Annotated in this window: 14 protein-coding genes; 13 read left to right on the plus strand and 1 reads right to left on the minus strand. The window is 69.4% G+C overall.

The window, feature by feature from the left end:
- The first annotated feature begins 88 nt into the window (after positions 1–88).
- Positions 89–607 carry an L-threonylcarbamoyladenylate synthase gene (locus tag VM938_05105; GenBank protein HVF74405.1) on the plus strand — a complete coding sequence of 173 codons (519 nt, stop codon included), beginning with the start codon at positions 89–91 and terminating at the stop codon, positions 605–607.
- Here VM938_05105 and VM938_05110 read toward each other — a convergent pair.
- Positions 597–2,024, minus strand: a complete 1,428-nt coding sequence (locus tag VM938_05110; GenBank protein ID HVF74406.1) for an acetyl-CoA acetyltransferase — start codon at positions 2,022–2,024, stop codon at positions 597–599. The genes VM938_05105 and VM938_05110 overlap by 11 nt on opposite strands.
- Before the next feature lie 56 nt (positions 2,025–2,080).
- Between VM938_05110 and VM938_05115 the strand changes: the two genes are divergently transcribed.
- The 12 genes from VM938_05115 to VM938_05170 all read left to right on the plus strand — a co-directional run.
- Positions 2,081–2,644 carry a hypothetical protein gene (locus VM938_05115; protein HVF74407.1) on the plus strand — a complete coding sequence of 188 codons (564 nt, stop codon included), beginning with the start codon at positions 2,081–2,083 and terminating at the stop codon, positions 2,642–2,644.
- On the plus strand, positions 2,634–3,866 hold the full coding sequence (gene glyA, locus VM938_05120) for a serine hydroxymethyltransferase (protein HVF74408.1): 1,233 nt from the start codon (positions 2,634–2,636) through the stop codon (positions 3,864–3,866). The genes VM938_05115 and glyA overlap by 11 nt, the downstream gene beginning before the upstream one ends.
- Before the next feature lie 10 nt (positions 3,867–3,876).
- Positions 3,877–5,031, plus strand: coding sequence for an MraY family glycosyltransferase (locus VM938_05125; GenBank protein ID HVF74409.1), 1,155 nt, complete (start codon positions 3,877–3,879; stop codon positions 5,029–5,031).
- Positions 5,032–5,162: 131 nt separating this feature from the next.
- Positions 5,163–5,417, plus strand: a complete 255-nt coding sequence (locus tag VM938_05130) for an AtpZ/AtpI family protein (GenBank protein HVF74410.1) — start codon at positions 5,163–5,165, stop codon at positions 5,415–5,417.
- Positions 5,414–5,848 (plus strand): ATP synthase subunit I, encoded by a 435-nt coding sequence (locus VM938_05135; GenBank protein HVF74411.1) that lies wholly within the window; start codon positions 5,414–5,416, stop codon positions 5,846–5,848. The genes VM938_05130 and VM938_05135 overlap by 4 nt, the downstream gene beginning before the upstream one ends.
- Positions 5,849–5,852: 4 nt before the next feature.
- The gene (atpB, locus tag VM938_05140) at positions 5,853–6,635 is read left to right on the plus strand and encodes a F0F1 ATP synthase subunit A (protein HVF74412.1); all 783 of its coding nucleotides are present in this window, start codon (positions 5,853–5,855) and stop codon (positions 6,633–6,635) included.
- A gap of 68 nt (positions 6,636–6,703) precedes the next feature.
- The gene (atpE, locus tag VM938_05145; GenBank protein HVF74413.1) at positions 6,704–6,925 is read left to right on the plus strand and encodes an ATP synthase F0 subunit C; all 222 of its coding nucleotides are present in this window, start codon (positions 6,704–6,706) and stop codon (positions 6,923–6,925) included.
- A gap of 10 nt (positions 6,926–6,935) precedes the next feature.
- A complete protein-coding gene (gene atpF / locus VM938_05150) occupies positions 6,936–7,604 on the plus strand; it encodes a F0F1 ATP synthase subunit B (GenBank protein HVF74414.1) in 669 nt (222 codons plus the stop codon).
- Positions 7,604–8,128, plus strand: coding sequence for an ATP synthase F1 subunit delta (gene atpH / locus VM938_05155; protein HVF74415.1), 525 nt, complete (start codon positions 7,604–7,606; stop codon positions 8,126–8,128). Before atpF ends, atpH begins: the two co-directional genes overlap by 1 nt.
- 11 nt (positions 8,129–8,139) lie before the next feature.
- A complete protein-coding gene (atpA, locus tag VM938_05160) occupies positions 8,140–9,663 on the plus strand; it encodes a F0F1 ATP synthase subunit alpha (protein HVF74416.1) in 1,524 nt (507 codons plus the stop codon).
- 7 nt (positions 9,664–9,670) lie between these two features.
- Positions 9,671–10,633 (plus strand): F0F1 ATP synthase subunit gamma, encoded by a 963-nt coding sequence (locus VM938_05165; GenBank protein ID HVF74417.1) that lies wholly within the window; start codon positions 9,671–9,673, stop codon positions 10,631–10,633.
- A partial coding sequence (locus VM938_05170) for a F0F1 ATP synthase subunit beta (GenBank protein HVF74418.1) occupies positions 10,630–11,379 on the plus strand: 750 nt, incomplete at its 3' end. The genes VM938_05165 and VM938_05170, both read left to right, overlap by 4 nt.

The raw sequence follows: 11,379 nt of genomic DNA on the forward strand, positions 1-11,379 counted from the left end.
GGCCGTGCCGCCGCACGGCCGGGCCCCTCCCCTCCCGCCACCCGGCGGCGAGCGCTGAGCGGAATCGGCGTTCGCCGATGCTGTCGTCGTGAGTGCCCTTGACCTGGTGGAGGCGGCGTTGCGGCGGGGGGAAGTGGTCGCCGTGCCCACCGACACCGTCTACGGGCTGGTGGCCATGCTCGACCACTCGACCAAGCTCTTCGACGTGAAGCAGCGGCCCGCCGATGTCGACCTGCCCGTGCTCGTCTTCGGGCGGGCGCAGGCCGAGTCGCTCTGCGCGGAACCGCTGCCGCCACAGGCCGAGCAGTGGCCGGGAGCGCTCACCCTCGTGGTACGCCGAGCCGAGCACGTCACCGCCAACCTCGGCACCCACACCGAGACCATCGGCCTGCGAGTGCCCGACCACCCCGTCCCCCGGGAGTTGGCCCGCCGGGTCGGCCCGCTGGCGTCGACCAGCGCCAACCTCCACGGACATCCGCCGTGCACAACGGCCGACGAGGTGCGGGCCGTGCTCGACGTGCTCGTGGTCGACGGCGGTACGTGCAACGGCACCCCCTCGACCGTCCTTGACTGCACAGGGTCTGAGCCCCGAGTTCTCAGAGGCTGACGGTCCCGTCGGCGGCCAGTCGCACCCGGCGGCCGCACAGCTCCTCACCCACGTCGACCGGGCCCGATCGGCCCCAGGCCCTGCGGCCGTCGGGCAGGCGCAGGGCGTAGAGCCCTGTTTCGGGTGACCCCTCGCGGTCGAACATGACGGTGTACGTCTCGATCTCCACGTCGCCTTCGTACGACGCCGCCGCTTCCCGCGACGGCATGTCGTCGCCCAGCACCATGTGGCGGAACCCGTCGGGCGGCGGCGTGGTGGAGTAGATGCCCACGGCGTGCTTGGTCAGGTACCAACCCACCGCCGTCACCAGCCCCAGCGACCCGGGGTCGGCCCGCAGCACGTCGACCATGGTGGCGATGGAGTGGGTCACGTAGTTGTTGGCAGGTCCGCCCGCGAACGTCAGCCCGCCCGTGACCGTCAACTGCCGGTCGAGTTCGAAGCCCAACTCCCGAGCGGCGATCTGCACCGCCGAGGGGAAGCACGAGTAGATGTCGACGTGGGCGATGTCGCCCGCGGGCACCTCGAAGCGTCGCAACGGCGGCGATGCAGTCAGCGACTCCCGCTCCGACAGGTGCCACGTGTCGTGCCCGTCGCCGCCGAACCAGGGGAACACCCAGCGGTCTTCGGGCACGCCGTAGCGACGCGCCGCCTCCACCGAGCACAGGATCAGCCCCGCCGCCTGGTCGGTCTGGATGTTGGCGTTCATCAGCTTCGGGTACGGGAAGCCGACCATGCGGTTGTCGGGGGTGACCGTGGCGATCTCGTCGGCCGTGCGGGCTGTGGGCGACCAGGCGTAGGGGTTGCCGGCCGCCACCTCGGAGAAGCCCGCCCACAAGGCGGCGATGCGCTGCTGGTGCGAGTCGATCGACTCGCCCGCTTCAGCCCGCAAGGCGTTCTCCAGCATGGGGTAGCCCTGCGTCGGCAGCACGAACCCGCGATCCAGTTCCATGTCGTTGTTGCCGGGCAGGTCGACGCCCAGCACCCGGGGCGCCGTCACCGCCGAGTCCTGCACCGACCACGGCAGCCACACCTTGGCCTTGCGGGCCAGGTAGCGGGTGTAGACGGCCTCGGCGCCCACCACCACGGCCACGTCGAGCTCGCCCCGGGCGATGGCCGCCGCCGTGTCGTTGACCAGCATTTGCGGGGAGTTGCCGCCGGTCGTCGTGCGCACCGTGTCGCGAGGCGACGCACCCACCCGTTCGGCCACGGCCAAGGCCGGGTTGGAGTAGTGCCACGACACCGACTCGACCACGCGCACGGAGTCGGCCGCCGCCAGCAGCCGGGCGTCGCCCGCCAGCCGCAGCACCTCCGCCATCATCTCGGCGGGCTCGGCCACCCCCTCCAACTCGTCGACCGTGGGCCGCCGCACGCTCTGGCCCACCCCCACGATCACTGGCGTGCGGGGGTCGAGGGCCATGTCCCGGAGGCTACGCGGAGGCCACCGGTAGACTCGACCCCATCGACATCCTCCTCCTGTGCACGGGCAACATCTGCCGTTCGCCCATGGCCGAGGCGCTGCTCCGCCGCCGTCTGCTCGACGTGGGTGAGTTGCCGCGCGTCTCCTCGGCCGGGCTGCGCGGCGACGGCCTGGCCGTGGCGTCGGGCACCGTGGCCGCGCTGCGGTCCCGCGGCCTCGACGTGACCGCCCACCGCAGCAGGCATCTCAGCGCGCAGGTGATCGACGAAGCCGACCTGGTCCTCGGCATGGCGAGGGAGCACGTGCGCGAGGCGCTCGTGTTGCAGCCTTCGGCGTGGCCCCGCACCTTCACGCTCAAGGAGCTGGTGCGACGGGGCGAGCAGGTCGGGCCTCGCACCCCGGGGCAGTCGTTCGAGGAGTGGTTGGAGAAGGTCCACATCGGGCGCAACCGCGTCGACTTGTTGGGTGAGTCGCCCGACGACGACGTGGCCGACCCGATCGGGATGAACGATTCGGTCTTCGAGCGCACGGCGACAGAGATCGCCGCGCTTGTCGACCGCTTGGTGGATGTGGGCTGGGGCAACGCGAGAACGAGGGAGACAAAGACGTATGAAGCGTGACGAGGAACTGTTCGCCATCCTCGACCGGGAGCTGGAGCGGCAGAACACGACGATCCAACTGATCGCATCGGAGAACTTCACCTCTCGCGACGTGCTCGCGGCCACCGGCTCGGTGCTGACCAACAAGTACAGCGAGGGCTACCCGGGCAAGCGGTACTACGGCGGCAACGAGGTCATCGACGAGGTGGAGGAACTGGCCCGCGAGCGGGTCAAGGCCCTGTTCGGGGCCGAGCACGCCAACGTGCAGCCCCACGCCGGCGCCAACGCCAACATGGCCGTCTACCTCGGGCTGCTGCAGCCGGGCGACACCGTGCTCGGCATGCGCCTCGACCAAGGCGGCCACCTCACGCACGGCTCGCCGGTCAACGCCAGCGGCAAGCTCTACCGCTTCGTCTCCTACGGCGTGACCGAGAGCGACGAGCGCATCGATTTCGACCAGGTGCGCGAGGTGGCCCAGGCCGAGCGGCCCAAGATGATCGTGGCGGGCGCCACCGCCTACCCCCGCATCATCGACCCGGCCCCGTTCCGGGAGATCGCCGACGAGATCGGCGCCCTCTTCCTCTTCGACGCCGCCCACATCGCCGGGCTCATCGCGGGCGGGGTGCACCCCAACCCGGTGCCCTATGCCGACATCGTGACGTTCACCACCCACAAGACCCTGCGTGGCCCCCGGGGCGGCGCCATCTTGTGCAAGAAGGACTACGCCGAGGCCATCGACAAGTCGGTCTTCCCGGGCCTGCAGGGCGGCCCCCTCGACCACGTGATCGCGGCGAAGGCGGTGGCCTTCAACGAGGCCGCCCAGCCCGAGTTCAAGGAGTACGCGGCGCAGGTGGTACGCAACGCCGCGGCGCTGGCCAAGGCGCTGGCCGAGCAGGGCTTCCGGCTCGTCTCGGGCGGGACCGACAACCACTTGATGCTCGTCGACCTGCGCTCGTTCGACCCCGAGCTGTCGGGCAAGAAGGCCCGCACCCGGCTCGACCGGGCGGGCATCTCGCTCAACGAGAACACCGTTCCCAACGACCCGCGCCCGCCCTACATCACCAGCGGCCTGCGCATCGGCACCCCCGCCGTCACCACCGCGGGCATGGGCGAACCGGAGATGGCCGAGATCGCCTCGCTCATCGGGCGGGTACTGCGCAACGTCGACGACGAAGACGAACAAGCGACCGTGCGCAGCGAGGTCAACGTCCTCTGCTCGAAGTTCACCCCGTACCCGGCCTGAGCCGGGGCTGATGCTCGGATACGCCATCGTCCTGGCCGTCGCCGCCCTGGTGACGTACGGCGCCACCTTCGTCGTACGGCGGGTGGCCGTGCGCATCGGCGCAGTGGTGCGGCCCGACGGGCGGCGGGTACACGAGAAGCCCACGCCCACGGCGGGCGGGGCGGCCATGTACTTCGCCTTCCTCGTGGCCATGGCGGTGGCCTGGCAGCTCCCCCAGTTCGACCCGGTGTTCTCGGGCTCGTCCGAGCCCCTGGGGGTGGTGCTGGCGGGCTCGATCATCTTCGCCGTGGGCCTGGTCGACGACCTGCGGGAGGTCTCGGCCCCCGCCAAGTTGGCGGGCATGGTGCTGGCGGGCACCGCCCTCTACTTCCTCGGCGTGACGATGTTCTACTTCCGCATCCCCTTCGCCGACTTCGTCTCGCTGTCGGCCGACCTGGTGCCGCTGGTCACCGTGTTGTGGGTGGTGGGCATCGCCAACGCCCTCAACCTCATCGACGGGCTCGACGGCCTGGCCGCGGGGATCGTGGCCATCGCCGCCGCCGCCTTCTTCGTCTACGGCGACCGCCTGTTCGACAACGGGCTGCTGCCGCCCGACAACATCGGCCCGCTGGTGGCGGTCATCGCCCTCGGCGTGTGCCTGGGGTTCCTGCCCCACAACTTCCACCCGGCCCGGGTCTTCATGGGCGACGCCGGCGCGCTGTTCCTCGGCCTGCTCATGGCGGCCTCGACCATGGTGGTGGGCGGCCGCACCGCCGATCAGTTCAGCGGCCAGACCTACTTCTTCTTCGCCCCCATCTTCATCCCGTTCTTCATCCTCGGCGTGCCGATCTTCGACACCCTGTTCGCCATCGTGCGCCGCTCCCGTCGCCGTTCGGGCTTCGCCGTGGCCGACAAGGAGCACCTGCACCACCGGCTCATGCGCCTGGGCCACGGCCATCGCCGCTCGGTGCTGATCCTGTGGGCGTGGACGGCGATCCTGTCGGGGCTCGTGCTCATGCCCACCTTCTCCAACGAGGGCAACGCGGTGATCCCCTTCGCGGCGGCCGCCCTCGGCGTGGCTCTCTACACGCTGTTCCACCCGGGCATCCGCCAGAAGTCGGAGATCGAGGTGGAGGAGGGGCTGGCCCCCGTCGTCCCCTTGGAGGAACGCCGCTCCGCCAACTGATCCCCCACCAGAACCGGGTTGGAATTGCGGGCAGACCGGCTGCTCTCGTAGATTGCTACCGCATTCACAAGCGGCATGAGCCCCCTGCGCCACGCCGCTTCCACCGCCACTCACGAGGGCAATTCCGAGCTTTGGACAAGCGCGACGCACGCGGCCTTTACAACGGGTTCGGGAACGGCTTGTCGCGCGCGTTCGAGTTGGCGGTCACCCCCGCCGTCTTCGGCGGCATCGGCTACGCCCTCGACCGCCGCTTCGACCTCGTGCCGGTGCTGACGATCGTCCTCGTGCTGCTCGCCCTGGTCGGCATGTTCGTGCGCATGTGGTACGGCTACGACGCCGAGATGAAGGTCCACGAAGCCGCCGGACCGTGGGCGGCCCAGCAGTGAGCGCGGCGGTAACCACCCGCGACGACGGCCCCGCCGTCGAGCGCGAGATCGTCACCGACATGGTCAAGCGGGGCCTGCCCGCTGTGCCGGTGCTGCTCATCCTCGGCGCCGCGGGCTGGGGCTTCGACGGCGTGGTGTCGACCGCCTACGCCATCGCCATCGTGGTCGCCAACCTCATCCTCTCCTCGGCCATCCTGGCCTGGTCGGCCCGCATCTCGCTGGGCCTGCTCATGGGTGCCGCCTTGTTCGGCTACCTCATCCGCCTCGGCCTCATCGCCCTCGCCGTCCTCGCCGTCAAGGACATGGGCTGGGTCGAACTGTGGCCTCTCGGCCTCGCCCTCATCGTCACCCACCTCGGCCTCCTGCTGTGGGAGATGCGTTACGTGTCCGCCTCACTCGCCTTCCCCGGCCTGAAGCCCCGAAAGGACTGAGCTGGTGCAGTTGCTTGCTCTGGAGTTCCCGCCCATCAGCCACCTCGTCGAGTGGCCCGACTTCTTCGCCAACGGCCAGTGGTACGCCCTCAACAAGGTCGGCGCCCTCTGCCTGCTGTCGATGCTCTTCACCCTGATCATCTTCTTCGTGGCGGGCAGCCGGGCAGCCCTGGTGCCCACGGGCGTGCAGAACATCGCCGAGGCGTCGGTCGACTTCGTGCGCGACGGGATCGTGCTCCAGACCATGGGCGAGGAGGGCATGCACCGGAAGTGGGTGATGCCGTTCCTCACCTCGCTCTTCTGGTTCATCCTGTTCGCCAACATCTTCGAGATCATCCCCGGCGTGCAGATGCCGGCCACCGCCCGCATGGCCCTTCCCGCCTTGCTGGCCATCCTGGTGTGGTTCATCTTCAACGGCGTCGGCATCGCCAACCAGGGCCTGGGCGGCTACCTCAAGAACTCGCTGTTCCCGCCGGGCGTGCCCAAGGCGCTGTACATCCTGGTCACCCCCATCGAGCTCATCTCCACCTTCGTCGTGCGGCCCTTCTCGCTGGCCGTCCGTCTCTTCGCCAACTTGTTGGCGGGCCACATCCTGCTGGTGACCTTCGCCGTTCTCGCCACCGCGTTGTACGAGGCCGCCGGCGTGTTGAAGATCGTCACCGTCCTGCCCTTCGTGATGCTCGTGTTCCTGACCGGCTTCGAGATCCTGGTCTCGTTCCTGCAGGCGTACATCTTCACGATCCTTGCCGCCGTCTACATCGGTGGCGCTATGCACCCCGAGCACTGACAGCCAAGGAGGCTCAGACACCAATGGCACTTCCCGCACTCCTCGCACAGGTCGCCGGCGAAGACCAGATCGCGTTCGGCGAAGCGATCTCGGCCGGTTTCGCCTACGGCCTCGCGGCCATCGGCCCCGGCATCGGCATCGGTTACCTGGTGGGCCAGTCGGTCCAGGCCATGGCCCGTCAGCCCGAGGCCGCCGGCATGGTCCGCACCACGATGTTCCTGGGCATCGCCTTCACCGAGGCCCTCGCCCTCATCGGCTTCGTCGTGTTCATCCTCCTCAAGTTCGCCTAGGAGAACCGTCATGCGATTCCGCAAGCTCGCCGCCGGCGTCCTGCTGGCCGGTGCCTTCGTCCTCGGTGGGTTCGCGCCCGCCGGGGCGGAGGAGACCGACGGCACCGGCCCCAAGGACCACGCGGCCGAGGAGTGCATCCACATCCTCGAAGGCGGGGGAACCGCGGAGGAGTGCCACGAGGCACCCAACCCGATCCTGCCTGCGACCAACGAGTTGGTGTTCGGCGCCCTGTCGTTCGCCATCCTCTTCGGCCTCATGTACAAGTTCGCCTATCCGGCGGTGGCCAAGGGCATGCAGGCCCGCACCGACCGCATCCGGGAGAACTTGGATGACGCCGAGCGGGTGAAGACCGAAGCCCAGACGATCCTCGAGGAGTACCAGCGGCAGTTGGCCGACGCTCGCAACGAGTCGAACCGCATCATCGAGGAGGCCCGTCAGACGGCCGACCAGCTGCGGCGCGACCTCATGCAGCGGGCCGAGGCCGAGGTGGCCGAGCTCAAGCAGCGGACGCAGGACGACATCAACGCCGCCCGCGACCGCACCATGGGCGAACTGCGCGAGCAGGTCGCCGGCCTGGCCATCGAGTTGGCCGAGAAGGTCGTGGAGGCCAACCTCGACCGCGACACCAACATCGCCCTGATCGAGCGGTACATCGAGCAGGTGGGGTCGCAGCGCTGATGGCCGATCGCATCGACGCCTACGCGGCGGCGCTCTTCGAAGTGGCCCGGGCCGAGGGTTCCCTCGACCGCGTCGAGGAAGAGCTCTTCCGGGTCGCCCGCACCATCGAGGGCTCCGACGAGCTGCGTTCCACGCTGACCGACCAGGCCGTCCCGGTCGAGCGGCGGCAGGGGATCGTCGAGGACCTCCTCGGCAGCCGGGCGTCGAACGTCACCACCGCGCTCGTCTCGTTCGTGGTGGGCTCGGGTCGCAGCAAGGACCTGCCCGCCATCATCGACCGGTTGGTGGAGCGGGCGGCCGAGGAGCGGTCGCAGGCTGTGGCCGAAGTCCGCTCCGTCATCCCGCTCGACGACTCGCAGAAGGACCGCTTGGCCGCCGCCCTGGGCAAGGCCACCGGAAAGAACATCTCGGTCAAGGTCGTCGTCGACCCCAGCATCCTCGGCGGCATCGTGGCTCAGGTGGGCGACACCGTGATCGACGGCAGCGTCCGCAGCCGACTGAACCAACTACGCGAAGCACTGTAAGGAGCTTTGGCATGGCCGACATCCAGATCAGCGCCGACGACATCGCCAGCGCCCTTCGCACCCGACTGGCGGGCTACAGCCCCACGTTGGCGTCGAACCAGGTCGGCCGTGTGGTCGAAGTGGGCGACGGCATCGCCCGCGTCTCGGGCCTCCCCAACGCCGCGGTCAACGAGCTGCTCGAGTTCGAAGGCGGGGTGCAGGGCATCGCCCTGAACCTCGACGAGGAGTCGATCGGCGCCGTCATCCTCGGCGAGGTCACGCACATCCAGGAAGGCGACCCGGTGAAGTCGACCGGCCGCATTCTCTCGATCCCCGTGGGCGACGGCCTGCTGGGCCGTGTGGTCGACCCCCTGGGCATCCCCATCGACGGCAAGGGTGCGCTGACCAACACCGAGATGCGCCGGATCGAGGTGCAGGCCCCCGGCGTCGTCGACCGCCAGCCGGTGAAGGAGCCCCTGCAGACCGGCATCAAGGTCATCGACGCCATGACCCCCATCGGGCGCGGCCAGCGTGAGCTGATCATCGGCGACCGCAAGACCGGCAAGACGTCGGTGGCCGTCGACACCATCATCAACCAGCGCGGCCTCGGCGTGAAGTGCATCTACGTGGCCATCGGCCAGAAGGCCTCCACCGTGGCCGAGATCGTGGCCACCCTCGAGGCTGCGGGCTCGATGGAGTACACGGTCGTGGTCAACGCCCCGGCGTCGGACCCCTCGCCGTTCAAGTACCTCGCCCCCTACTCGGGCTGCGCCATGGGCCAGCACTGGATGGAGAACGGCCAGGCCGCCCTCATCGTCTACGACGACCTGTCGAAGCAGGCCGAGGCCTACCGCCAGATGTCGCTGCTGCTGCGCCGCCCGCCGGGCCGCGAGGCCTACCCGGGCGACGTGTTCTACCTCCACTCCCGCCTGTTGGAGCGGGCCGCCAAGCTGTCCGACCGCCTCGGCGGCGGGTCGCTCACCGCGCTGCCCGTCATCGAGACCAAGGCCGGCGACATCTCGGCCTACATCCCGACCAACGTCATCTCCATCACCGACGGCCAGATCTTCTTGGACCTCGACCTGTTCAACTCGGGCGTGCGCCCGGCCATGAACGTGGGCACCTCGGTCTCCCGAGTCGGCGGCTCGGCCCAGATCAAGGCCATGAAGGCGGTCTCGGGTGGCGTCAAGCTCGACCTGGCCAACTTCCGTGAGCTGGAGGCATTCGCCTCCTTCGGTTCCGAGCTCGACAAGGCCTCGCAGAACCTGATCGACCGTGGCCGCCGGCTGGTCGAGCTGCTCAAGCAGTCGAACGGCCGCCCGCTGCCCGTCGAAGAGCAGGTGGTGTCGATCTACGCGGGCACCAGCGGCTTCCTCGACGACCTCCCGGTGGCCGACGTGCGCCGCTTCGAGGCCGAGTTGCTGGAGGACGTTCGTTCCCGCCACCGCAGCGTGCTCGACGCCATCCGCGGCGGCGCGGCGCTGCCCGAGGACGACCTCAAGGCCGCCGTCTCCGACTTCAAGTCGCGGTTCGTTCCCACCGCGACGGAGGCGTAGCAGCCCCATGGCAGGTGGTCAGGAACGCGTCCTGCGACGACGGATCAAGTCCGTCCAGTCGACCAAGAAGATCACGCGGGCGATGGAGCTCATCGCCGCCAGCCGGATCGTCAAGGCGCAGCAGCGCGTGGCCGCCGCACGCCCGTACAGCGAGCAGATCACCGAGGTGATCCGCAACCTGGCCAGCGCCGGTGCAGGCGCCGGGCAGCCGTTGTTGACGCCGCGTGAGGACGTGCGCACCGTCGGCTACATCGTCATCTCGGCCGACCGCGGCCTGGCGGGCGGCTACAACTCCGGCGTCATCCGGGCCACCGAGACGGCCATCAAGGCCGACATCGCCGCCGGTCGGCAGTACGCCCTCATCACCTGCGGCAAGAAGGCCCAGACCTACTTCCGCTTCCGGGGCTACGACATCACTGCGGCGTTCACAGGGTTCAGCGAGAAGCCCAGCTACGAGAACGCCCGCGAGGTGGCCGACGCCGTGGTGGGCCGCTTCGACGAGGGCGAGATCGACCAGGTCGAGCTCGTCTACACCCAGTTCCTCTCGGCCGCCTCGCAGCGGGTCGTCATGCGCCGGTTCATGCCGCTGGAGCCCGAGGCGCTGACCGAGGCGGCGGCCGCCGGCCCGCAGGCCGACTACGAGTTCGAGCCGTCGCCCGACGCCATCCTCACCCGCCTGCTCCCGCGCTACGTCGAGGCCCGGCTCTTCGCCGCCATGCTCGACGCCGCCGCCTCCGAGCAGGCCGCCCGCCAGCGGGCCATGAAGTCCGCAACCGACAACGCCGAGGAGCTCATCAAGAGCCTCACCCGGATCATGAACCGGGCTCGGCAGGAGTCCATCACCACCGAGATCATGGAGATCGTGGGCGGCGCCGAGGCGATGGCCCAGGCCAAGGGCGGCGTCGACCTCCTGCCCGACAACCTCCAAAGCAGGGATTTCCTCCCCGACACCCCAGGAGCTTTCCGATGACCGTGGCCAACGTTGAGCCCACCACCGAGCAGGCCCCGTTGAAGGACGGCCGCATCGTCGCCATCGTCGGCCCCGTCGTCGACGTTGAGTTCGCGCCCGACGCGCTGCCCGAGATCAACACCGCCCTCGAGTTCGACATCGAGACCGAGCAGGGCACGATCGTGGTCACCGCCGAGGTGGCCCAGCACATCGGCGAGAGCCGGGTGCGAGCCATCGCCATGAAGCAGACCGACGGCCTTAAGCGGGGCACGCCGGTGCGCAACACGGGCAAGGGCATCAGCGTGCCGGTCGGCAGCGCCACCCTCGGCCACGTGTTCAACGTCATCGGCGAGACCCTCGACACCGGCGGCGAGATGATCGAAGGCGACGCCCGTTGGGAGATCCACCGCCCGGCCCCGCCCTTCGACGAGCTCGAGCCCCAGTCGAAGATGTTCGAGACGGGCCTCAAGGTCGTCGACCTGTTGGAGCCCTACGTGCAGGGCGGCAAAATCGGCCTGTTCGGCGGCGCGGGCGTGGGCAAGACCGTGCTCATCCTCGAGATGATCACCCGGGTGGCCCGCCAGCACGGCGGCGTCTCGGTGTTCGCCGGCGTGGGCGAGCGCACCCGCGAGGGCAACGACCTCTGGTTGGAGATGGCCGAGTCGGGCGTGCTCAAGAACACCGCCCTCGTCTACGGCCAGATGGACGAGCCGCCGGGCGTCCGCCTGCGGGTGGCGCTGTCGGCCCTGACCATGGCCGAGTACTTC

Source organism: Acidimicrobiales bacterium (assembly GCA_035536915.1).
GTDB lineage: Bacteria > Actinomycetota > Acidimicrobiia > Acidimicrobiales > JAHWLA01 > JAHWLA01.